At 52.7% G+C, this 23,653-nt stretch carries 14 protein-coding genes and 1 tRNA gene; 4 read left to right on the plus strand and 11 right to left on the minus strand.

Annotation, left to right across the window (positions count from 1 at the left end; translation table 11 throughout):
* Positions 1-83 precede the first annotated feature (83 nt).
* Together FHG12_RS21265 and FHG12_RS07635 are read right to left on the minus strand one after the other, a co-directional pair.
* Positions 84-995: a TerB family tellurite resistance protein gene (locus FHG12_RS21265; RefSeq protein WP_139515168.1), complete on the minus strand. Its 912-nt coding sequence runs from the start codon at positions 993-995 to the stop codon at positions 84-86.
* Between the two features lie 215 nt (positions 996-1,210).
* Positions 1,211-3,718 carry an AsmA-like C-terminal region-containing protein gene (locus tag FHG12_RS07635; protein WP_139515169.1) on the minus strand — a complete coding sequence of 836 codons (2,508 nt, stop codon included), beginning with the start codon at positions 3,716-3,718 and terminating at the stop codon, positions 1,211-1,213.
* 192 nt (positions 3,719-3,910) lie between these two features.
* Between FHG12_RS07635 and FHG12_RS07640 the strand changes: the two genes are divergently transcribed.
* The 4 genes from FHG12_RS07640 (at position 3,911) to FHG12_RS07655 (ending at position 7,051) form a co-directional block, all read left to right on the plus strand.
* Positions 3,911-3,985: transfer RNA gene (locus tag FHG12_RS07640), tRNA-Val, on the plus strand.
* A gap of 650 nt (positions 3,986-4,635) precedes the next feature.
* Positions 4,636-5,499: a phosphoribosyltransferase-like protein gene (locus tag FHG12_RS07645; RefSeq protein ID WP_139515170.1), complete on the plus strand. Its 864-nt coding sequence runs from the start codon at positions 4,636-4,638 to the stop codon at positions 5,497-5,499.
* A 6-nt stretch (positions 5,500-5,505) separates the two neighbouring features.
* Complete coding sequence (locus tag FHG12_RS07650) at positions 5,506-5,823, plus strand: hypothetical protein (protein ID WP_139515171.1); 318 nt, start codon at positions 5,506-5,508, stop codon at positions 5,821-5,823.
* Between the two features lie 199 nt (positions 5,824-6,022).
* Positions 6,023-7,051, plus strand: coding sequence for a reverse transcriptase family protein (locus FHG12_RS07655; RefSeq protein WP_139515172.1), 1,029 nt, complete (start codon positions 6,023-6,025; stop codon positions 7,049-7,051).
* Between the two features lie 335 nt (positions 7,052-7,386).
* Here FHG12_RS07655 and FHG12_RS07660 read toward each other — a convergent pair whose 3' ends face one another.
* The 9 genes from FHG12_RS07660 to FHG12_RS07700 are packed head-to-tail and all read right to left on the minus strand — an operon-like array spanning position 7,387 to position 23,347.
* Positions 7,387-8,550: a cysteine desulfurase family protein gene (locus tag FHG12_RS07660; protein WP_139515173.1), complete on the minus strand. Its 1,164-nt coding sequence runs from the start codon at positions 8,548-8,550 to the stop codon at positions 7,387-7,389.
* Between the two features lie 9 nt (positions 8,551-8,559).
* Positions 8,560-10,041, minus strand: a complete 1,482-nt coding sequence (gene brxL / locus FHG12_RS07665; RefSeq protein WP_165699333.1) for a BREX system Lon protease-like protein BrxL — start codon at positions 10,039-10,041, stop codon at positions 8,560-8,562.
* 19 nt (positions 10,042-10,060) lie between these two features.
* Positions 10,061-12,373 (minus strand): hypothetical protein, encoded by a 2,313-nt coding sequence (locus tag FHG12_RS07670; RefSeq protein WP_139515174.1) that lies wholly within the window; start codon positions 12,371-12,373, stop codon positions 10,061-10,063.
* A 14-nt stretch (positions 12,374-12,387) separates the two neighbouring features.
* The gene (locus FHG12_RS07675) at positions 12,388-16,749 is read right to left on the minus strand and encodes a coiled-coil domain-containing protein (RefSeq protein WP_139515175.1); all 4,362 of its coding nucleotides are present in this window, start codon (positions 16,747-16,749) and stop codon (positions 12,388-12,390) included.
* A 49-nt stretch (positions 16,750-16,798) separates the two neighbouring features.
* Positions 16,799-17,314: a hypothetical protein gene (locus FHG12_RS07680; RefSeq protein WP_139515176.1), complete on the minus strand. Its 516-nt coding sequence runs from the start codon at positions 17,312-17,314 to the stop codon at positions 16,799-16,801.
* Positions 17,315-17,332: 18 nt separating this feature from the next.
* The gene (locus FHG12_RS07685) at positions 17,333-18,160 is read right to left on the minus strand and encodes a DUF4007 family protein (protein ID WP_139515177.1); all 828 of its coding nucleotides are present in this window, start codon (positions 18,158-18,160) and stop codon (positions 17,333-17,335) included.
* A gap of 21 nt (positions 18,161-18,181) precedes the next feature.
* Positions 18,182-19,009: a phosphoadenosine phosphosulfate reductase family protein gene (locus FHG12_RS07690; RefSeq protein WP_230471321.1), complete on the minus strand. Its 828-nt coding sequence runs from the start codon at positions 19,007-19,009 to the stop codon at positions 18,182-18,184.
* Positions 19,010-19,021: 12 nt separating this feature from the next.
* Positions 19,022-22,363 carry a hypothetical protein gene (locus tag FHG12_RS07695; protein ID WP_139515178.1) on the minus strand — a complete coding sequence of 1,114 codons (3,342 nt, stop codon included), beginning with the start codon at positions 22,361-22,363 and terminating at the stop codon, positions 19,022-19,024.
* A gap of 6 nt (positions 22,364-22,369) precedes the next feature.
* On the minus strand, positions 22,370-23,347 hold the full coding sequence (locus tag FHG12_RS07700) for a DUF4007 family protein (protein WP_139515179.1): 978 nt from the start codon (positions 23,345-23,347) through the stop codon (positions 22,370-22,372).
* Between the last annotated feature and the right edge of the window lie 306 nt (positions 23,348-23,653).

Genomic DNA, 23,653 nt, shown 5'->3' on the forward strand with positions numbered 1-23,653 from the left:
TTGCCCTACCATTCCCCCAAAACCAAAAGAGCCCGCTATACTAGCGGGCTCTTTTGATATACAAATGCTTGTATTTTAATTATTTATCGGCCAAGCAAGCCCCCTAATAGGGAGCCCATTCCGCCGCCCAGCAGGCTTCCTAGGCCACCACCACCGGCGCTGCGAGGGGCAGAGTTAGGCTGACCACCAAGTCCGCCCAGGATGGAAGTGAGCGAGCCTAAGCCACCGCTACCAACGTGCGAGCCCTGTGCAGGCAGGTCGCTGTACTGTCCCGAAGACTGTCCGCCACCGCCCAATACGCTGCTTAGCAAGCCACCACCGAGCAGACCGCCGAGCAAACCGCCCATGCTGCCGCCCCCGGTTGCGCTGCCCATAGCGCCGCCGAGCAAGCCGCCCATGGAGCCGCTGCCGCCCATCATGCCGCCTAAGCCGCCGGAGCCGCGACCGCCGCCCATCACGCGCGAAATCACCATCGGGGCGACAACGCCGAGCAGACCCGCCATCAGTGCACCTTTTGGAATGCCTACGCTGTCGAGCTTGCTGCCAATGCTGTTCAGAAAGCCTTGTTTGCCAGGATCATTGGGATCGTGTGGCACCGAGGCCGCTTGGTCTACGACTGTTTCCAGGGCTTGCTTTTGCTCTTGGTTGATGCCGAGGTAAGCCGAGATCTTGTTGACCATCGCTTCTTCATCGTTGGAGTAAGCTCCGTCGGCCCGCGCAAAGCTGATCAGGTCGGTGACCAGCGAAAAACGCAGGTCGCTGCTTTTCAGCGCATCCAGGTTTTGCTTAATGCTTTCGTTGCTCGAATCTTTAGCGGCAGCCAGTACCTGCTGCGTTGCCCCACCCGACAGGCCGGCAGTGTGGGCTAATTGCTGCAGGAATTCTACTTCGGGGGCCGAAGCCTCGCGGTCGGCCGAAGCCAAGCTGGCAATGACGCTCAGGTACGCTGCTTTTTCCTGGTCGGAATAATTTTGCAGTAGTTGGGTATCGTTCATGGCAAAAGGGAGGGCTTTAGTGAGAAAACCGTCTTGCCCTTAACGATAACTCCGCGATTAGGTTGAAAAGCAGCGCCAATAAACTTGCACGCCGTTCGCCAATGGCAAATTGCTGCCCTGAGTCAAACTTTTCCATGCCTCAACCTCGACAGTTAGAAAGAACTTGCAAAGAAATTGTCAAGTTATAACTTATTGATATTCAAATACTTAAAAACTTAGAAGTCAAAGTATTCCCCGGTCTGAGGCTGGGCGGGTTTCTTGACCGGCTTTTTGAGCTCGAAAGGTTTGGGTGCGGAAGCCGGCACTGCGGCAGGCGCTGCCGCCGAAGCGTCCGCGCTGGCATTATCGGGCCGGGCCACATCGCCGATCGTGCTTTTAGTGCGGGCAGGCATAGCACCACCGCGATTGGCTTGTGCTCTGGCCCGGTCGTAGCGCACACTAAAGTTGTCTTCGTCACCCTGAATGGCCAGCAGGATGGTAGGACCAATAGGCGCCGCACCCGCGGTTCCCGGCCGGTGCAGCACACCTGGCAACAGCGGAATGGACAGGTGATAATCCATTTGCTGGTCGAAGGTGTGCGTGCCGGTCACCCGGATCAGCGAGGCCGTGCGCACGTTGGAGCGAATGTCCATGTCGGGCAGGTACACCGTGCGGCTTTGGATGTAGAAATTATTGGTCAGCTCAGCGAATCGCAGGTGCCGTAATTGCGCCTTGCTGGCTACCATCGAAAGCTTTTGCAGCGGCTCGAAGTTATTGAGTTCGCCGTTGCGCACGGTGGCCCGCACCTCGGCTTCCAAGCGATCTGTGAGCGGATTCAGCCGCCGATCTAAGTACACATCCGACTCGACCGTAGCGGTGAGCGCGCCACGTAAGTGCTTGGCTGTGATGAAGTTCTGTCCAAAGTCTTCAAACACATAAAACAAGCTGTCGAGCGGCAGTTGCGTGCACGAAGCCGTGGTGCTAACCTTGATCAGGTTGGGCTGCCGTGCATCAATTGTCCCGCGCACGCTGGCCTGCCCACCGGCCGCAGCAATGCTCAGCGAAGGCGAGGAAATAACCTGGTTTCGCAGCTGAATTGTGCCATGCAACGCCCGCCCCCGAAAGCGGCGAAAACGCACATGGCGCACCGCCGCGTTGATATTAAGGGCCAGATCAGGCTGCACATGAAATTCGTACTCGCCGCCGCTTCCGGCCCGCCCGGCCACCGTCGCCGATTGCCCCCGTAGAAGCTGGTCGAAGTCAAGAAGGTTAGAAGCAATTTTTGCCTCGATCAAGAGTTGTTGTCGCTGCAGCAGCATCCACGCTAATGCATTGCGCAGCAGCCCATTAGCCTGAAAGTCCGAACGCCCCAGATGACCGCTGAAACCGCTCACGGCTATGTCGTTGCGCCGAAGCGTAAAATTGCCCGTCAGGCCGGTAAAAGGCTGATTTAGGTCGCGCAGGCGCAGGCTCACGTTGCGCAGCACTACTTCTCCCGCCGACTGCACGCTGGCAGTCGCTGGGTGGGCCCGGAACTCGCGCAGGTTACCGGTCAGCTGAATCGCCAGCTGGGCGTCGCCGCTTGCCGACCGCACCGAAGCCAGCGGGTAGAACCGCAAGGCCCGCGCCACATCGAGATCGGCCCGTAGATCGAGGTTGACAGTGGGGTCCTGAAAGTTTGCGTAGCGCAGACTGCCGCTAAAATCGCGGCCCTGAAGCTTGCCGCGCACATTCTGCAGCGCCAGCACTGCCGTTCGCACGTTGTTCTGCGCACCGTTGTCGAAGCTGCCCGTCAGAAATACGTGCTCGACGGTTTGCTTGAACTCGGGATGATAAAAGGACGCATCGCGGCAACCAAACCGAAAGTCAAGGCGCGGATTGTGGCGCGAGGAGAGCAACCCGCGCACCGTTCCCCCAAAATATACGTCGCCCTGGCTGCAGTACGCGCTCAGGTGGCGAGCCATGCGCGGAGGCAATAGCGATATAATAGACTGCACATCCGTGTTTTTGCCGTCCAGGCGCAGGTCCAGATCGGTTTCGGCCGCGTAGCCTACTTTGCCTTTTACCCGGTAGGTCGCTTGGCCCACCTGCAAATCAGATGGCTCAATGGCTACCCGTTGGCCCGGCCGGTCAATTGCCAACTTCGTATTGATTTTCAGTTCTTTATCTCGAAAATAGGCATCGTTTCCCAGTTCGATAGCTTGCACATGCGTGGCTCCTTCAGCCTGGATGTCGATACGCGTGTCTGTTACTGCCAGAGCGGCTCGCAGGTCTTGGGCCTGCACCGTATAGCGTTGCTGCCGGGACGCATCGGCATACACCACGGCCACATTTTTTACACGGATTTTCTCCAGATCAAGGGCAAAAGGCTGTTCGCTGGTACTGGTTGTGTCGTAACGAATGACGTCGTAATTGGGCACAGCCTGGGTGTTGAGGCGAACCTGTACGGTGCCATCTGCAACGGTTACGGAGCGAATGCGGTAACGCCCGGCCACGATGTCCCAGGCGTCAAACGCGCAGTATAGCGCCCGGACGCGCGCCAGCGGAATGGTATCCTGCGGCAGCGAACCCGTCACCACTACGTCTCGCAACGTGACAGAGACCCGCGGAAACTGATCGAATAAAGACAACTCGATTTTCCCAACCCGCACCGGCGTGCGCAGATAGCGGTTGACTTGCTCCACGAATAACCTGATGATCTGATCTTGCCCCAACCATATGCCCACCGCGGCTCCACCTAGCACAAATACCAGGGCAAGAATTGAGTAAACGAATTTTTTTTTCAGACCCACCAACAACCGAATTTTCTGGCAATGAAAGAGTTGGACTTGATTAGCCGCTTCCGGCAGAAAAAATCTTTACCGAAGGTCGCACATTTTGTTGCGTAATCGGAAATCACCCTCCATATTTGCAATCCCAAACGGGACATACCCCACGGGAGATTAGCTCAGCTGGTTCAGAGCATCTGCCTTACAAGCAGAGGGTCGTAGGTTCGAACCCTACATCTCCCACATTGATTAACAGGCACTTAGTCGCAAGACTGGGTGCCTGTTTTCGTTTTGGTTTACACAATGGTTTACACAATCGCTTCTAATACCATATAGTAAAAACTATGTAGATACTTGGAAGCCTCGTTAGTGCCTTTATAACAACAAAGCTTAAGTCCTGCGACAATCTGCTTGCTATTGAGTATGATTACAAACTTTTATTACCTATGTATTAGCCTCATATCTTAAGGTAGCTAGTTCAAAGCCTTTCGTTCTAAAATTCAATTTATCGAACTTCACTAGAAAACATAAAACACATAGATTGCACCTGCAGATTATTAGAGCCTATTAGTGCAGACAATTGCAAGTTTTGTTCTAGCATACGAAAACTTATATGGTTTTTTCAGTTTTCTCTTGCTACCCAGTTGAGTTCAAGCACATGAACATCAAGATAAATTAGCTCCACACTTAAATTCACTTGCCTATTCATTATTACTATGGCTTTAAAATACATGGCACTTCTTTATAATGCCTCACAGAAAACGAATAACGTATGTGCCATTTGCAGACAAATGTATTTAGTTCTTCTTCAATTTTCTAAGGTCTATATCTACGATAAAGTTGCTTTACATCTAAATTAAATAATATCAACTCAAATATACTCTCACTAAATTATGCCAATAAAAGGGTTAGATATTAGCTCAGTTCGGCGATTAAAAGAGAAATTTAAAAGTAAAGGATGGGATGAAGTAGATACACACGATTTCATATTCGATAACTTTTGTTGTTTATTATCTTTTTTAAACGAAAGAGAGAAAGAGTTACTTATTGAATTAACGGAAGAATATTTATGGGTAAGAAACAATGACTACTATTCCTTATTAATATATGGATTTGAGTTGATTGCTAAATCTAATTTATCCATAAATAAAGTTTATATATTAGCTATGATCTCACCAGATGACAGAAGGAAGAATAAAATTAAAAGTGCCAATAAGGTCGCTTATGATTGCATGGATTTTACCATCGGCGCTAAAATACCCTTCTTTCACAACGTTGATTTTCAGCTTATTCATAATATAGATTCAACTCTACCGAACCCTAGAAAAATGAATAATTCAATTATACTTATGGTTGATGACTATATTGGTTCAGGGGAAACAGCTTTGGAAGCTTTGGCTGAACTGGAGGCGGCAAAACCTTTTAACAAGGACAAAATATTTATATTAGGGCTAGTCGCCCAGCAAAAGGGTATTGATAAAATTAAAGATGCAGGCTACAATAATGTATTTTGCAGTGTTATCAAGAACAGAGGTATAACAGATAGATTTCCGATTCCACCTAGAGAAGATTATTTAAAGATGATGGGAGATATCGAAACTAGAATGGGTGTAGAAGATGATTTTCGTTTAGGCAAAGGCGCTTCAGAAGCTTTAGTAACAATGATAAAAACTCCTAACAATACTTTCCCAGTTTTCTGGTTTGAGCCCAAAAAGGTTAATAGTAATTGGAAAGTACCTTTTAGAAGAAAAAGTTAATTACACATGGGTACTAATATTGAGCTAATATTACTTTTAATTGTAAAAAAAAACGGAGCACTTACTCCTGTTTTAGAACAGGGCTTCACTTATTCGCAAATATCACATTTTATGTCCCTGCTAGAGCAAGAGCATTTAATAATATTCACAGAAGGCAAGTTGTCCTTGACAAAACAAGGCGAAGAAAGAGCTGTTTATCTCCAGAAAGAGTTGGCTACTTCACCTAAACAAGGATGGATTTTACCCGAAACTAGAAGTAAGATTGATTCAATTAGCATAAATGATATATATTTACCCGCAATCAAAAGGAAGCCTAAGGTTTGAGCTCTTTTAGTATCAGGTAGCTTTTAAAGCTACAGGGTTGATGAGTCTGTCAACCTGATGAGAACTTACATTCGAGCAATTAATAATGAAATAAAGTCAAAGGGATTTGTCTTCATCTCATTATTAATTACGGCATGACATATGCCCAGGATCGCTCACCTAATTGTAAAAGTTGCTTAAATTTTAGGTTTTCTTTTGTATGGAGTGGCAGCAATACAAAGCCTTACTTATTGCGGAGGCGCAGGCCAAAGGTTATTCTGACGAAAAGTTATTAGAGACGCTCGACTATGCGAATAATTTAATAAACAAATCTTTGCCTGTAATATATGATCTTAAACATTTATCGCTATTAGTTGGATATAAAACAGCATATATACAAAGAGCGACCCATAGATCGCAATTTTTCTATAGACGTTTTGAGATTAGAAAAAAATCTGGCGCCACTCGGGTTATATTCGAACCTCTTCCAAGCTTGAAAGAAATTCAGCTCTGGATATTAAAAAATATCTTAAATAATTGCCCTATTAGCAAATACGCTAAAGCATACGTCAGAAAAAAGTCGATTAAAGACGCAGCAAGATTTCACAAGAATCAGAAATATGTAGTAACAATTGATATTGTTCAATTTTTTGAATTTATAAATTACCCAACTGTTTTGGGCAAATTTATACTTATGGGCTATAGTCGAGAAGTGTCGACAATTTTAACTAAATTATGCTGTAAGAATGATAGTTTGCCTCAAGGGGCCCCAACTAGCCCATCGCTTTCGAATATCGTTTTTGCTGATATTGATTTTGAAATTTCAGAATATTGTTATGCTAACAATATTAGATACACAAGATACGCAGATGACTTAATTTTTTCAGGTGATCTAGAGCCTAAATTACTCATAGGGAAAATTGAAGGCATTTTACTTAATAATGGCTTTATTTTAAATAATTCAAAGACAAGGATTATGCGCCCTTGGCAAAGGCAAATAGTGACGGGGTTGATCGTAAATGAAAAGAGCAAAGTCCAAGTACCAATCGAAGCCAGAAGAAAGCTAAGGCAAGAAATGTATTATATCAATAAATTTGGCTTAGACTCCCACCTCTCTTACACAAAGAATTATAAAGCAAAATATTTAATCCACTTATTAGGGGTAGCTAAATACATGTTTTTTATTAATCCAAATGATACTAAAGTAGCTAATTATATATATCAATTGGAATCTTATATAAATAATTGAGTAAACTAAATGTCATAAATCTATATTTTTCAAGTAAAAATGTAATTATTTTACAAACTACTGCACGCAGACAATCCAGATTTAGAAACCTAAATTCTAGAAGCACATTTAATTTAGGCAACTTATTTTATTAGGCATATTATATATCTTTCACAATGCGGTCTAATCCCAGGATCATTTCCAATCAGCGTAGCAGGAGTAGCGAAGCAGCAGGAATCAACAGTGGTATAGTCCACCATAGGTGTTGAGGAAAGCGGTAGTTTCTGCTTGCTATCCTAACCTTTTTTAAATCTTGTATTACATATAATCAGGAACTCTAGCCTGTAAGTCACTTATTAACGAGCCTTGAATAGTTCGGTTAGGTTTGTGGCATGCATACTCAGTTGTGCTGCTGCTTGTTGCAGTTCAGAAACTGTATTGAATCGCCCTAGGCCTACTCGAACTGTTGCACGAGCATCTTCACGTGATAAGCCGACAGCTAAAAGGGTAGCAGATGGCTCGACGGTACCGGCATCGCAAGCAGAGCCCATGCTGAGAGCCAAGCCCGGCAGACGAGCAAGCAAAGCATCGGCTTCAATGCCCGGGAAGGTTAAGCTGCTGTTGTGAGGCAGGCGTGCTTGCACATTGCCGTTGATGCGAACGGTGGGAATAGCAGCTTGTACGGCATTTTCGAATATGTTGCGGAGAGCCGCTAGACTTTGGCTCTCAGTAGCTAAAAGCCCGGCACAACGAGTGCAGGCAGCGCCTAAGCCGACAATACCGGGAACGTTCAAGGTACCAGGTCGCCAGCCCCGCTCCTGCCCGCCGCCGTAGCCCAAGGGTTCTAACTGGGTACGGCGTGGACTGCGCACCACGAGGGCCCCGATGCCTTGGGGACCGTAAAGCTTGTGCCCGCTAAGGGAAAGTAAGTCGACGCCCCATGCCTGCATATCAACTGGCACTTTTCCTACAGCCTGTGCTGCGTCCGTGTGCATAATAGCGCCAGCGGCATGAGCTAAATGAGCTAGCTGTGGGACGGGTTGAATAGTACCTATTTCGCCGTTAGCTGCGTGAACAGAAACGAGGAGCGTGTCCGTCGTGATAAGCTGAGCGGCGGCTGATAAGTCGACTGTTCCCTGGTGGTTAACGGGCGCTAATACTACCTCAAAGCCTTCGCGGGCCAGCACTTTAGCGGGGTTGCTGATGGCTTTGTGCTCGATGGCCGAAATGACAATGCGGCAGCGGGAGCTGGTAGCTCGCGCAGCTCGGGCATATCCCAGCAAGGCCAAGTTGTTAGCTTCCGTGGCGCCACTGGTAAAAACTACCTCTCCTGGTTGAGCGCCGACCAAGTTTGCTACCTGCTCGCGGGCGAGTTGTACAGCGTCAGCCGTGCGGCTGCCGGCGAAGTGCGGAGAGGATGGATTGCCGAATTGGCCCTGAAAGTAGGGCAACATGGCCTCCACCACGTGTGGGTCGCAGGGTGTAGTGGCGTGGTGGTCAAGGTAAATAAGAGGCTGCATAAGCGCGGATTAAGGGGCCACGTAACGCCCATATTTGCGGTATTCGAGATCGAGATTGTATAGCTGGTCCCAAATGCCCTGCCGCAATTTAATAGCTGGGTCTACGCAATATTTTTTAAAGTCGGCATCGCTCACCTCTCCGTTAGGAAAGAGCAACTTCATATAACCGCTAGCCAAGGCACGCACACTTTCTTGGTTGCGCTGGTAAGCATCGGGGCCTAGTTGGATGTGACGGGCGCAGTAGGCGTCAGTTTCCAGCTCTTGGCGTAAACAGAGTAGAATGTCACTGAAGTAATCAGCCTTCAGTCCGCTTTGCTCGGCGAAGCTTAGGGGGGAGAGTTTGGGGACTTGCCAACCAGGAATAAGGCCACGGATGCGGTCAAGGAAAGCCGTTTCCTGCAGGAAGGTGGGCAATTCACACACTATAGGTTCTTTAGCAGGGCGTTGGTCAGCATCGAGGGTGATGTTGGCCAGTAACACGAACCCACAGTCAGAAGCCATTTCGTGTTTGCCACCTCGTGAGATTTTACCGTTGGCCAAATACCCTTTCAGGCCTCCAACAATTTCAGCGGGGTTTTCAAATTTAAGAGTCTGCACCTCATCGAGTACCACTACTGCATAGCGGGCCAATATGCCGGGCTGGTTGGTTTGATTGTTGACGAACAACACCGCTGGTGACACGTTTCCGCCACTGATAAGACGCACAAGGGGCGAAATATTCTCGTAAACATAACTCTTGCCAGTTCCTTTGGGGGCAAGCTCCATAAGGTGGACATTCTTCTGCACGAGGGGCAGCAGCCTTGCCAACACTAATAGTTGGGCATCCGGTGAGTAAGCAGCTGGGTTGTAGCCCATTGTGAGCAGCAGTAGAGCACGCCACTCCGCAAGATTAAACTCGCCCCGAGCTTCGCGCCAACGGTTCAAGTCAACAGAAGCTTGCATAGGCTGGAACTCTGTGATGACAATGCCTTGGTCGCGGATGTAAAGTAGCTGGGCTACCCCCCACATGCCCTGTTGCAACAAAGCAGGATACGATTCGAGGAGGTGCTCGGCAATCTGGGCCCGCTCCTCCCCTATCATGGGAAGTTTAGCTACGCGCTCCCCTTTTTTACCGGTCAGGCTTACTTCTACCTGCACAGGGGTAAGTATACGTACGGCCTCGCCGTTGAGCAGGCGGTTACGGATGAGGTTGCCTTCGTCGGCTTTGGGCACTACGCGGGCTGCCCACTCCAATACCTTAGTCGCATCTTCGGCTGACAGTGGCCCCCGACCAGGCACTTTCGATTCAAGTACCCACTCAGCTACATACCCAGGAATGCCCCGGCTTTGCAGCTTAGAGGCTGGCAGGCGACGCTTATCAATTGAGACATTGCCAAAAACGCGTTCCACCTTCGATTCCAAAGCAGCCATGTCGACCCCATGCACGAGGCGGGGAAGCGCAGGAATAGTCTCGTCGAAGAGGCCAAACAGGTCATCATTATTCGTGGCCATAGTGGCTTATTTCTAATCTTTAAAGGTCCCCCAGCAAATCGGCCTGGCGGGTTTGAAATTCATCGGTGCTGAGTTCATTAGTTAATCCGAACTGCTGTTCACTGCCATCGGGAAGCTCCACCGTGATGCTTAGCTGGGCAGCCGTAATACGCAGACCGTTAGGCCAATTTGCTAGCAGAACCGCAACAGATGTGTTTTGCAGTCCAGGCAGAGCGGTATTAATTTCTATTTCCAAAGGGGCTTCTGTAGGCCAGCTAAGCGTAAGGCTGCGTAGACGTACAGGGCGGTCAGCTTGGTTGAATAACTGAAGCATGGCCGTGCCAGAAAGTCCAATTCGGGCTCTGCCAGTAGCCGAGCCTAACACCTGCACCGGTACAGCATCGCGCTGAAGCATGAGCCAAGGCACTACTACTTCTTCGGGCCAAATGCCACCGTGAGAGAAGTTGTCAGGGCCTCCTACCTGACTGCCATCGTTGCGACAGATCAGGAAGCTGCGCTCATCCCGCACCACACCTACCCAGCCCGGCAGATTGAAATACTCTGGATCAAGCCACTCAATATCGGGGGATTCCGGTGGACGGGAGCCAGGCACTTCCTGATAAGCTACGCGTCCGTGCGCCTCGAAGCCATCGGGAACAGCTACGGCACGGGTACCAGGACCCAGCATCCGACCGTGGTCGGTGGTAATCAGGATACGAAGCCCAAATGCATGAGGCACCTCCTTAGCTGCCGCGACAATGGTTTGCGCCATGATATCCAGCGCTCCCAGAGCGTTGCGGCGTACAGTCGAGGCTTCCGCTTTTTCGTGGTAAGCCGAGTCCGGCTGCAAGGGCTTCCATACCAACGACTGGCCACCCGTGAGCTGGCGGACGCGGGGTACAGGGTCTTGGTGATCTCTTACGTCGGCGGCCATTTCGGCAGTTAAGTCAGGCAGACGGCTTAACGTGCGCAGAAAGGGAATACCAGTCCGCACGGGCACTTTGGTGAAGTGAGTAATGGTAGGCAGCAAGCCGAAGCAAGGAGCAGCTTCAGTAGTAACAATGCGACCTAAAGACCGTTCGCGCACTTGCTGGGCTAAGTGGAGGGCATCAGCCCAGCCTAGCCCATCTGCAATAATCCAGAGTATTACTTCACTGGCATTCTGAGGATGTACCCGGCTATGCTGAGTCCAGTAAAGGTGCTGGTATGGATGCGTAGCACCAGATAAGCGACTCGGGTAGGTAGCCAGTAGCCACTCCCCGAATGCCAACGCATGGCGGCGCACAGTAGCTGTTATAGCCGCATCTGGCTTCTCCTGCTTAGCCTGCCACGTACGGTAGGGGAGGTATTCCTCCGTAGTCCATCGGAGGACCGCTTCAGGCTCTTGAGGCAAAGGCCCGGGCTCGGGTGGAGGCAGCCGGCTAGCCAGCTCTGCATACTCATCAGGCGGCATGCTACTCCGCAGTACTCGCAGGAGGCCCACAGTAAGAGCGGCGCTATTTTGGTGCACGTAGTGCAACGCTACGCTGAGAGATATAGGCAGCAGATCGGGGTGCAGCCCCTGACTATGTACTTGTGTCCACCAAGCAGCTATGGCAGTACCCACATCTGTATCAGCAGGGCGATTGACAACGAAGCGGGGCAAGTCGGCCTCCCATTGTTGGCGGGCCGCCGTGAGCCACTCGGCTGGCACCGGCGCCGGACAAGGTCCTGCCCAGGTAAGAGCTTGGCGAATAGGGCGCGTTATGGGCGCGCCGGGCAGGCCGACCCAAGCGCGGTGGACGACGAGAGCAGCAGCGGGGTCAAGAGGCATCAGTATTTCAGCCTGCGGTTCCTGCTGCTGCCAACTCGCCAGCCAAGCAGCTACTATGGGTTGGTGCGCGGTGGACCAGTCGTAACGATCGGTTTTGTGAAGCCACGTCAGCCATTGCCCTGCGGCACGAGCCACGTCTTCAGGCTCGGCACTGGGAGCCAGCTCCCATACTGCCTGGGCAGCAGGGTAAAGAGCGTTCAGGACAGTGGGCACGGATAGACCAACAGGCCAGTGGTCCTCACCCCATAGCGCATGCAGTTCACGCGCAACCCCTTGGGCTTCCGCCATCGGCAACGCAGGTACTAACCGCTGCAAGGTGTATCCAGGCGATACCAACTCTGTACACCTACCTCCCTGGATTTCCCACCAAGTGCGGGCCCACTGGGTAAGCGCTTGACCCCGAACAACGACCTGTGGTACTGAAGCCCCCACATTGGCAGTTTCGCGCAGCCAATCCAACTCGTTATCCACGAGTTGGCAGCTAGCAGGCACAGGGGCGTCGCCGTGAGGGTCGAGCAACAGAGAGTTAACAGAATGCACGAGTAAGGAGCTGATTATAGGTCGAGTAGTCCCTGAAGGCGCACCAAACAGGCTTTTTGTTCAGCACGATTGCCGATATCGAGGAAAGCTTTTTCGGCAACACTAGCCTTATCTTTGGCCACACGGCGGCGAAGATCTTTATCAAGGGCGTCGCGACGGGGCTTGTCCTCATCGGGCAGGAATTCGAGTCGACGCTCAAGTTCGGTGAGCAGTGGCGCAGGAGCGTCCTGCGCCTCGTTGCGTGCAACCAGCTCGTCGAGCTTCTGGCGGGCGGCTTGGCGCTGCTCATCAAAACGGCGCTCGAAGTCGGCGCGTTCTTGGCTTACCAGGCCTATCTGCACTTCGGACAGGCCTTCGCGGGCCGCCAACCGTTCGTATTCGCGCACCACCTTACGCACATCATCGGCTGTTTTAGGCTTTTCGCGGCGCTGGTCTTTGAGGTTGGACAGCAGTTTGCTCACCCTATCGGCCTTCCGTTCTAACTCCTTAATCTGATCAGCTTCTGGGGTGCCTTCAAACTGCGCAGCTTTGCGGTTGAGGTCGCGCTCAAAAGACGCAATTGCAGGAGCTTCCGTGAGCGTATTGGCACGTTCGCACATAGTCAACAACCACGCTTCAGTTTCGAGGCGCTTGGTGTTGAGCGTGAGCGTAGCCTCGGCTACTAGGGATACCGTGGAATCGGCTTTAGGGTTGGCACCTTGAAAATAGGCCAACAGTTCGCGCCAATCCGCCAGAGAATTTGCGCGGCGGGCTTCAGTTATTTTCTCACGGATGCCGGCATCCTGTCCCTCCTTGCTAAATTCATCGTGGCGTTCTTCCAACAGTTGTTCAGCGTCACGTATACGGCGGTCCAAGTCAGGTTCACCTAAGGGCGAAACTAGCGACAGAAGAACTCCTAATTGGCGTTTAGAGAGGTCGTAACCTCGTAGAGAGCTTATGTTAGCCAATTCGGCAGCTACTTCAGTGAGCAACTGGCGGAGCTTGGCCGCAGCCCGCTTTTGCCCTTGGCCGATGGTTTGTTGACTGGGAGGAACTACCATTCCCAACGGCACGCCAGCCTTGGTAGGGTCGTTGAATAGCTGAACGAGTTCGATCAGCTGTTTGATACCCCCAGGTGTAGTAGGCACCGTTTCGAGCGCCGCTATTCCTTCGGTAATGCGCCTCTCATACTCCTGAGCCTGCTTCAACTCGTGCCCCAACTGCTCAGCAGCTTGTTTTGCCTCTTTCCGTAGGCCTGGATTTCCACCTTCCGTATCGGCATACTGAGAAAGCTGTTGAACAGCTGGTTCCGCCTCAGCCAAGCTTATGGACTCAGAGTGAGCATAACGAAGCTTGGTAACTAAGCTTTGCACTTCCCCTTCGACCACCTCTTCATTCCGCCGGCTTGCTCGAATGTTATAGGTATGCAACATGGTTTCCAAGATTCCCCGAAAATCATTGCTCGTACCAAGCCAGCTCTTATATTCGAGAGGACGTTTATGCTGGTCCGTAATTTCGAGTTGGTGGCGGTTTACGCCGTACCAAGTCCCAAACAGGATGCCCAAAGACCACGGATCATAGCCGTACGGAGCATTTAGCAATTGAAGCAGCGCTGGGCGTAGGGAGTGGTTTTTGGCACCAGGAGGCACAGCAGCTTCGAGAACCTCCCAAGCATGCTTGACCAACGGCAGTTTAGGAGCCGTAACCCGCTCACTTGTATCGACTACTCCCCAGGATGCAGGCGTACCAACGCGCAGCACCTTGCTGTACAAGTCGCGAGCACGCCCCATATTGCGGGCAGCCTCATCCCAATCCACAAAAGAGCCTCTATACAGCTTTGGCACTGCTAGCCCTACGGCAGCTCGGAGGTTAGTTCCCCGCGTTGAGTCGCCCAAGTAAGGAGCGAAACGGTAGTACACGGTTTCGTAGGCTGCCTGCAGCACGTGTGCTAGGTTCACGGTCTTCTTACCAGTTAGCCTAGACTCAATACCAGATAGATGCAAAGAAGGAACCTGGTATTCGGTCGCTTTGCGGAGATCATCTTTTAACGCATCCAGTGCACTCTGCACGTTGTTGCGAACGGTAGTGCGCCGCTGAGTAATAGGCTCTGTTCCCAGCGTACGTTTCTGGGCTTCCGATAAGTTACCTAACACATTCAGCTCCAGCAAGCCATTGAGCAGGGCCTCATGTGACTTTTTGGGCAGTATCACTACAACAGGAGGCACCTGTTTCTGGTCGGAGAAGCTGGCTATGGCCTGATTTAGATCTTTCTCGGCATGCTGCCGGAGCCACTGCACCTCTGCTTCATCCGCAGCCAGTGGGGCTATCACGTAACCTCGGGCTGCATCAGCCAGTCGACCATTAGCTTCTAACGTCTGCAGCTTGAGCAAAGTAGCCAAGCGAGGAGCGCTCCATTGCGCACGCGGGACGAATACTACGCGGGCGCCCCAGTCGCCGCCGGTGGTGTTATGAAAGGCTACTTCTCCTACCGATGTGAACTTGGCTTCTTCGCTAAGCAGCCCCTCGTTGACTGCAGCTAGCCATTTGATTTCGTCACGTTTGAGCTTTTCAAGGCCTTCTACAACGGCTTGGCGCACCTGCGAGCCATCCTGATTGTTAGCCCAGAAGCGGTATGTTTCGCTTACGGAATCGTACTCAATGTAACCAGCCGTATCACAGAGAGTGGTAAGGGCGCGGCGCACGGCGGTACGAGATAAGCCAGTAAGCACTGCCAAGGCCCCGTTATAATCGGTTGCTTCCGTATCGCCGGGTTTGAAGCCTGCCGTTTCGTACAGCAGAATAGCTTGCAGTATAGCCTCCGTATCGGGAATGTTCGCAGGAATGGCTTTTCGGAGGGTGGTTTGGTATTGTTTCCAAGCATCGTCAGATACAAGTTGGTGCTGATAATAGGCTACCAGAGCAATGGGGCGTATCCAGCAGAGCCGGCCATCGGCGGCTATGGCAGGACGGCGTTTGCAGTGCAGCATGGTATCTTTCACGAAAGAAAGAACCGTCCGAGCCCCAGAACCGGCGCGCAGTGTAGCTGAGCAAAGCAGCGCGGTGGTGACTGGGTGTAGGGGGTGACAGCCATAGGCCATGGTCATCCGGATTTTGTCCAAGTCCCACCCGGCAGCGGCAGTGTAACGCATGGGGAAAAAGTTGCGAACGGAATCGACCGCATCTATCACGTCGTTATCCGCCACCGAATCATCGGGTGTCAAGGCATCCCATACCGCCTTGTCCTGTTTCAGGTACGCATCCAATACGGCTTCCATGGGCGAATAGAGCGGATGGCGAGCCTCATTAGGCAAGCGAGTTAGCTCCTTTTTAAGATCTGCCAATGCACTTTTGCCGGCTCCGCGCTCCTGCATGGCTAGCTCGGCTACGTCGTCGGGGTCCTGCTGGGAGAAGGCCAGGAAAACGGCCTTGTTCAGCTTTACCGGATTGCCTGGCTCGGCCTGACGCAGATCGCTGATACCATCAAGAAGGCTCTGCAAGGGCAGGCTGTCTGTATGCAGACCGTACTGGCGAGCGTATGCTTCGACGAAAGCAGCAAATTCATCGAAGAGCACGAGGATTCCAGTAAAAGGCTTGCCTGGACCGCAGTACTCGCGCCCCATGTGATTCATCAGCTCGCGAGGCGAAAGCGCAGCTCCAAAATTGGGGTATACACCTAGCACATGCTCAACTAGCTTGTGTATCAACTCGCGGTGGCGACCATCTCGGTGCGCGCCTTGCAAAGTAGCGCGTAAGGCACCTACATCAAGATTTTCGGCGGCGGCGTGAATTTCGAGATAGGAATTAGCAATTGTCACCTGCTCAGGTGAAAACTTGGCAAGAGCTGCCAAGGCCTTATCGAACCACAATCCAAGATCGATGCCTTTAGTAGCAGGGTTTTCTTGCAGAGCGGTTTCAAAACCGCGCACTACGGCAGCGGAAAGGCTATCGGCCCCACCACCTGTCAAACGCAGCACCAAATACGGGGTGCGTTCTTCTTTGAAAGTGCGGAGGCGGGCCTCTACCCCAGGGGCCACGTGCTTTACTCCCGCAAGTACGGCTTCCACCTCAGGTGAGCCCGCTGGCTGGCCGAAGAAGTTGGCTAGTGCTAAGGCTAAGTGCGATTTGCCGTGCCCATATGTAGCCTGCAACACGCGACGCGGCTCTTCTTTTTCAAATTCGAAAGCGTTGCATATCGTTTCCAGTACCTGCACTGACGGAAGCTCGCTGCCGATTTGCTGGTTGGTCCACTGATAGGCTTTGGCCAGGGCCAAGTTGTCGGCATCGGTAGGGTATTGACTGAGCCGCACGTCGTATACAAAGCGGAAGTCGGGATTGGGCACCGTTATGTCCCCAATGAATGTTGTGATAGTAGTGGTAGAGGTAGAGGTTTCAGCCATATGAGAGTATCTTAGCTATAAATTGGGTGGCAGGAATAGAATCATGGGGTTACAGCACCAGCCCTCGGCACGGGTCAGCCGAAAGCCAGCGATCGGGCTCGGCAGGACCAAATTCGCGATAGGTATGCGGTAAGGCCAATAGTAACGGCGGATGTTGGCGCAAATTGAAGAGCGCATCCCAGAGGGAGCACCGCTCGGGAGCTGGGAGCCGGGCCAAGAGCGCATCGAGACCCCAGAGCCAAGTACCAGCGTGTCCAGCAGCCGGATGCACCGCCAAGATATGCCGGAGTAAGGCCGAAGCGGCCGCCGGAACTCGCTGGGTTTTCTGGGCCTCGCAGGTCGCTACCACTTCACGGCCTAAGTGCCGGGGTAGCAGGCCCAAGCACTGAGTAGCCCACTGTGGCCCAGCGGTGTAGGCTGGCGGCGCTAGCCACAACACGGCAGATCGGCGACTGGCGCTGCTTGTTGCCAACGAAGCTGCTAATTCCTGTAGAGGTGCGGGAACATCAGTGCAGTCAGCAGGCGGCACGGCAGTAAGCCAGTCGGAGGAGACAGGAGGAGACATAAGATGGCAATGGCAGGCTTAGCGGTAGAGGTGGGTTTCCCAAAGCATGGCGGCATCGAGGCCGGGCTGCCGAATAATTTGGTATGGCAGGTGCTTGCGTTGGCGCTTAATGAGTGCCACATCAGGAGCAGCGAGGGAGCCCAGCAGGTCGTTTACCTTGTTCTCACTGAGTAATAGTACACGGGCCAATTCACCTTGGGTTATCTGCTCTAGCACTATATCTGACCGATCAGGCCAATAGCGCTGCCAAAAGTCGGCTAAGAGGCAAGCGAATGCACCTACCGACAACGCTCGGGGCTGTCGCACGCTGTATTGATGGCGGACATTTGTTTCTTCTAGAATACCCAGTGAACCGAATCCATCTTCTTTACCATAAGTGCTTACATACGCCGTGGCACCCGCTTTTATAGTGCGATCGGAAGGTTCCCATCCTGATACTTCTTGCGAGTATTCATTGATTGCTATTCCAATTTGCGCTTGACCTAACTGGCCTAATAACGTCAGATTATTTAGCGTCAGATTAGCCCAATAGTTGGGTGCGTTAATTGCCGGGCTAGATAGGAAATAATGCATAGCCCATTGGGTCGCAGATTCTGATAAAGAAGAATCGTGCTCCAATGCCGCTAGACCGAAGGCGGTGGGTTTTTCTTGATAAATTAACCCACTACGTTCGCAATAATTTATGGCTGCTGTAAACTGATCTGGGCCTAATGTTAAATCGGCTTCTGCTTGTTTTCTCGTGTTGCCTTCAGTAAGTGAACGAAGTACTGCTGCAACAGCAGCTCTAACCAATCCAAATCCACGATGGTAACTAATTGCTATTTTCTCTTCTCTTATGGGCTCCATAAAGTGCTATTTTATCCTCTATTACAAATGACAAATTAGACACCCCTCCTCGCTATCATCGTCGCCTAGAATATCTAGAAGGTTTGCGGGAACGAAATTCTTTTGACGCTCCAGACGCTGTTGATGACCAGCTTTGATCTGCGCCATACGATCTGGATCTTCCAACTCATCTAAGCCTTCACGTTGATTCCAAGTATATCGAGTGCCGCTTTCTTCGTCTAACCGCTCAAACGCCTTCGACTTCTCGAACAAATCAGGATGCCGCTCTTTTAATCCTACCCACTCATTGCGCTGCTGGTAGAAGCAGAAGTAGCAGCCGGAGCGGCTACGCCATTCATAATATTTCGGCAAGCCTAGACCGGAGTCGTCTAGAATTTGCATCACATCATCATACCCCAACCCATCGTCCTTGAAAGGCAGGATTGGAATAATATTGGGCTTGCTAGAAATGTAGCCTGAACGATTTTCATCGGCACGAATGCCAACATAGGAATACACGAGGTCGTCGCCTACGAATGCCTCAAAGGGTTTGATTTTGAGTAAATCAGTACACCAACGCTGACGAGCAGACGGTAGGAAACCATTGCGAATGTCGAGATGATGCTGAAATGGTCTATCCGGATTCAACCGCTCAATGTTCTTTCCTAACTGAGCTTCTAGCAAAGCCAAGTAATCATAAGTTTCCGGCAGCTCTTCCCCCGTATCGGCGAAGGCATATTCCATCTCGGGCACTTTATCGCGCATATAGAGGGCCAAAGCAGTAGAATCCTTGCCACCAGAGAGGCAAAGGATGTGGCGCACCTTTTGGCCTTCGGGGTGCAGGGGGCCAGTATAGTTAGGGAGGTTCACGGCAGGATAGGATTATTGTTCTTTTTCCAATTCGTCCAGCCACTGCAGTACAGCAGCGCGGAGCAGGTGGGCTGGTGGATGGACGCCTGTAGCGGGGCGGGCAAAGGAATCGAGCTGGGCCACAAGCTGCTTTACCTGCTTGCGCTCAGTGGCCGTAACTACCGGACGAGTAACCGGTACAACAGCTGAATCAAAGCCACCCCAAGCAGCCTGCAAAGCCGCTGCAAATGGCATTACGTGGCTGGGGAAGGCCGCCAAGTCAACGTCACGCCACAAGAGTGGCGGACGACTGGCAACGAGGGCCAGCACGCGGTCCAGGTCGGCCTCAGCGTCAGGCGATGAGCACCGGCCAACTAGGGGCACCAGTGTGGGCGATGGATTGGGCAGCGCTTGGATGCGCTGGTGCGCTTCCGCCCAACTTTCTAGCCCAGTAGACAAGCCGCAGGCTTTCAGCAACATGTCACGCGCGTCGGCACGAGCGGCAGGAAAGGCCTCTGCCCAAGCGCTCAGGGTTGCATTAAGGCTTTTGAAAAACACCTCAATTTGTTCCGAATCGGCCGCTGCGTCAGCTGACCACGATGGGAGCCCGAGGGCTCCCGGGGCCGCGAAGAAGAGCAAATGCTCGGGGGAGCGGCTTTCCTGGAAGGCATCGCGCAGGGCTAAGGCGGTGGCGGGGAGACGCCGGGTTTGCTTGGTAAAGTCGGGCAAACTATCCTGCATCTTCAGCAAGCGTCGCACTACCGGTACTAATTGGGCTTTGACACCGGTAGCCTGCGCAATGCGCTCCACGACTGCAAGGCGCGCACCGCTCACGCGACTGTCGGCTAAGGCGAACATATCGGGGCGGCGCAGCAGCAATTCCCAGTCTGCCTCTTTCTCTTCAGCCAAGAAGTTACCTTCGCGGTACAGGGACGTATCGCCAGCGTGCACGCGGCGGAAAGCTGCCACCAATACAGGTAATAGGCCATCTGAGACACCGTAAGGTGCGGCTCGCAATTTTTCGTATAGCTCTGCCAATGGCACCAAGCGAACGGCACCAAACACCATCTTCTCGATGGCTTTCCAGACGGGGCGCAGGTTCGCACGGTCGGTAGCTATTTCGGCAGGCCCACGCCAGCCCCACGTACCGTCTTCGGTTTGATAGTGCAAACCGGTTGCATGCAGCACGGAGGCATACATGGCATACTCAGGCGGAAAGCCGGTAAAGCTTAGGCGCTCCTGCTCACCTTTATCCAGCATCGCTTTTACCAACGCGCCGCGGGCAGCAGCTCCGGCGGAGGACAGCTGGCGACGGTTCAGCAGCTCATTGCGTAAAACCGGGGTGGACGGGAACGTAGCATCGGCTAGGACCGACAGCTGCCGGCTGAATGAGCGGGCATCGGTCAAAGCTAGGGGCTGACCCTGACTATACCAGGTTGCGGCTGGAATATGGTCGGGAGTAGTCACACCTTCAGCACCCAAAGCTGGGCCAAAGAGTCGGCCCCACTCTTTGCGAAAGTTAGTTTCAGCCTCGTACCGGCGCAGGGCTAATTCGCGACGTGCAGCGCGGTCGCCCTGGATAGCGGGCACGTTGTCTAGAACAACTCGGGCCGCCGCCAGGTCGTGAGCGGCATCTCGCAGGGCCTCGGTTTCAGGAGCTATCGCAATTAGCAGATTAGGATGTGCTAATGATTGGGCAGTAGCCAAGGCCTGAAACTCGGTGGCAGAATCGGTCGCGAGGCAGAGTAGCACGGCCAGCTCAGTTGGGCGCTGTACGGCGCGGACTTGCAGGGCTTCAGGCCGAATGACTTCTACCACTACCGGGCGCAGCGTACCGGTACGGAAAGCGTGGCGGCGGGCTACCAAGCGGGGCAAAGGAAACAGGGAAGAATCGGTAGCAGCGGATAGCAATACGTCGCCGGCCAGACTGGCACGGGCGTTTGATAGCTCGGCCGTAACATCGACGTCGCCACCTTCCCACAGACGGAAGCTACTGCGGGCGCGGCTCCAGATGATGAGGCCCCGTTCTTCTAATTCCTTGATGGCCTTGGGCGTATCGGGACCTAGCGCAGCAGCAAGTACCGCCGGAGAAGCAGGCAGCCGCAATTCGCGCAGCCAGCTGAGCAATGCCACACACTTTAGCGCACGGACAGCCAAGGCATCAAGGGGTTGTTTAGCCACATCCCGCTCCACCAGTTCAACGGCCTCGTGCCAAGGACGAGCAGTAGGGCCCGTGTAATGCGAGAGCAGGACATCACGGCCATAGTCGAAGAGGCTATCAAGACGGAAGAAAGCGGGGTTAGCGGGGTCGTAGGGCTGTTGCAGGAAGCTGCCAAGGGCTCCGTTTTCCTGGCCTTCGAGAAAGTTAAAGACACTGCGGTGGCTCTGGCCAGCGCGGCGAAACATGGCGGGCAATGCCAGAAGCGTAACCGGGTGAAGCGGATAGGCGGCGCGGGCCAAGTCTGGGAACCGATCGGCGAGGCCACTGGGCAGGAGGTAGGACTGTGGATTCAGGACGGGAGCCAGCTGTGCCGTGAAGGCACCATTGAGATGAAGTTCCGGCTTCTGTTCAAGGGCGCGACCAATTAGATCCATGCGCTCTACGTCGGATGGAAACAGCGGTAATTGCCTGAAGCGTTGAGCGACTTTCGCCCACTCCCCTTGTTGAGCCCGGCCGAGCCGGTGCGCATAGGCCTCCGCATTTTGGTGCAATATGGTCAGCACCCACAGTTGGCCCTGCTGAGGGGCGCGGGCGGCCGCTTCAGCCAACTCCTGCAGCACGAAAATATCACCAGCCTGAGGATGGTTGGCCGCATATTCTAGAAATTTGCCGGCCTCATCGACCAATAGCAATAAGCCCATGTGCTGACCGGCACCGGCTATGGCCTGGGCAGCAGCAAGATAAGCGTTGGCAAGGTTGCGCGGGGTCGGCTTGCTCTCTGCCGTAAGCAGGGCAGCAGGAATAGCTGGTGCGCCGGGGGCCGTTTCCAGAGCATGGCGCAAGGCTGTGAGCAGCACTGGTCCCAGCGCAGCGCGGGAGCCAACGACAGGCACGGGCAGCAAGTCTGGCGCTTCAGGTATATTATCGGGCAGCTTCGCCGTTTCACGGAACGCTGGCTCCGACACCAAACGAGCCAGGAAAGTAGCGAAAGCACTTTTACCTGCGCCGTAGGGACCGATCAAAGTAAGGGCGCGATCCGAGGGCGTATGCTGGGCCCGGAGCACCCCTTGTAGGGCTTCGAGGGCCGAAGTAGTGAGAAAGTAGCCGTTTGTGGCAGATCGAGCCGCCAAGTCGCGCTCTAAGTGCACCGACCGGCCAAAACGGGGCCGAACGGAAACGAAATTGGCAAGCGGTTTAAGGGTGATAGCGGGCATGAATACTTAAGCGAAGAGCTGGGCGGCGTAGTGTTGTTGCAGAAGGTCGGCAGGCTGAATCCCTTCCGTAGTGGTCTGCACAACCTGGCGTACCAAAGGGGTATCCTCGAAACGTAACGCACCAGCTGTGAGGGATTCTAACTGGTCGAGGTAAGCTAAAGCAGAATCCTCATCAAGCTTGAACACGACACCGGGTGAACCCTCGCCGTGGGCGATATCACGAACAGAAATAGTACTCGATCCAGGAAATTTCCACTCCCAGAATTTCAGCAGGGCCCAAGTAAAAATGGCGGCGGGCAAACTTGGTTTGGGGCCGATGGCGAAAGTGTATTGCTCCTGGCTACCGAAACCGGAGCGCAGCAAACCCAGCTCACGCAGGGGGCAATCGAGCCCATCTTCGGCATTTTGGCTACGCTCAGACGAGGCCACGTAGGTTTGCAGGAACACGTTTACATCGCGATCTACGGTTTCAGGCGAAGAAGTTTTGGCGCTGCTAGCCCGGGCAGCTGTAAGAATGGCTGTGCTGAGAGCCGGGCGGGTCCATTCCCACTCTCGCCATACATTAAAGGCATACGCCCAAGTGTAAGCTTGACTGCCGGGGCCACATAGGTTCCAATGGAGCACCCATAGGGTTGCAGGGTCTTCGAGGTAGGGGTCAGCCCCGTCGTCAGCAAGCAAGAAATGCCCGAGCTCGGTAGGGAGAATATAGCTGCTGCGTTCGGCAACTGGCTTTACCAGTTGAGTAGCCAGCAGCCAATGGCGAATGGCCGAAACCATGTTTTTACCAACGCCTAATTCTACCAGTGCTTCTTCGGAGGAGAAAATACTTGGATTGGTGGCCAGTGCATCTATTCCTTTTTTGAGCCAAGAAGAGCGCAGAGCAAATGTCTGGTGGCCCGCAAAGCTGGGCGGCTGAGGCAGTAAAGTTTGAGCGGTAGTTTCGAATAAAGTATGTACCTCAGTAACAGTCGAATGGACAGACATATAACTTAAACCAGCTTATTAGAGTAATCTTAGTCATTACTAACTAATAGGCAATGTCGGCAAAGAATGCGTAAGAAGCTACTATGGTTGTGTACTCGTTCCTAAGCTTTAAGAGCTGTAATGCAGGGCCACAAATGCACTCAAGGAGGCGAGATGAAGAATATACGGGCTTTGAATAGGCCAAGCAGCTACAAACCCTGCGTTAGCTATTCTAATTGGCAAAGTAAGGGAAGCCCAGCACCAGTTAGATCAGCAAAACAATTGGCTCAAGGGAAGAAGATTGGCAAAGTAACACAAATAGGACTA

The organism is Hymenobacter jejuensis (assembly GCF_006337165.1).
GTDB lineage: Bacteria > Bacteroidota > Bacteroidia > Cytophagales > Hymenobacteraceae > Hymenobacter > Hymenobacter jejuensis.

Bases quoted from the DNA above. Each gene is read 5' to 3' on its own strand.
- FHG12_RS21265 (WP_139515168.1), bottom strand. From the start codon at position 995: ATGAACGATACCCAACTACTGCAAAATTATTCCGACCAGGAAAAAGCA.
- FHG12_RS07645 (WP_139515170.1), top strand. From the start codon at position 4,636: ATGCCAATAAAAGGGTTAGATATTAGCTCAGTTCGGCGATTAAAAGAG.
- FHG12_RS07650 (WP_139515171.1), top strand. From the start codon at position 5,506: ATGGGTACTAATATTGAGCTAATATTACTTTTAATTGTAAAAAAAAAC.
- FHG12_RS07655 (WP_139515172.1), top strand. From the start codon at position 6,023: ATGGAGTGGCAGCAATACAAAGCCTTACTTATTGCGGAGGCGCAGGCC.
- FHG12_RS07660 (WP_139515173.1), bottom strand. From the start codon at position 8,550: ATGCAGCCTCTTATTTACCTTGACCACCACGCCACTACACCCTGCGAC.
- brxL (WP_165699333.1), bottom strand. From the start codon at position 10,041: ATGGCCACGAATAATGATGACCTGTTTGGCCTCTTCGACGAGACTATT.
- FHG12_RS07675 (WP_139515175.1), bottom strand. From the start codon at position 16,749: ATGGCTGAAACCTCTACCTCTACCACTACTATCACAACATTCATTGGG.
- FHG12_RS07680 (WP_139515176.1), bottom strand. From the start codon at position 17,314: ATGTCTCCTCCTGTCTCCTCCGACTGGCTTACTGCCGTGCCGCCTGCT.
- FHG12_RS07685 (WP_139515177.1), bottom strand. From the start codon at position 18,160: ATGGAGCCCATAAGAGAAGAGAAAATAGCAATTAGTTACCATCGTGGA.
- FHG12_RS07695 (WP_139515178.1), bottom strand. From the start codon at position 22,363: ATGCCCGCTATCACCCTTAAACCGCTTGCCAATTTCGTTTCCGTTCGG.
- FHG12_RS07700 (WP_139515179.1), bottom strand. From the start codon at position 23,347: ATGTCTGTCCATTCGACTGTTACTGAGGTACATACTTTATTCGAAACT.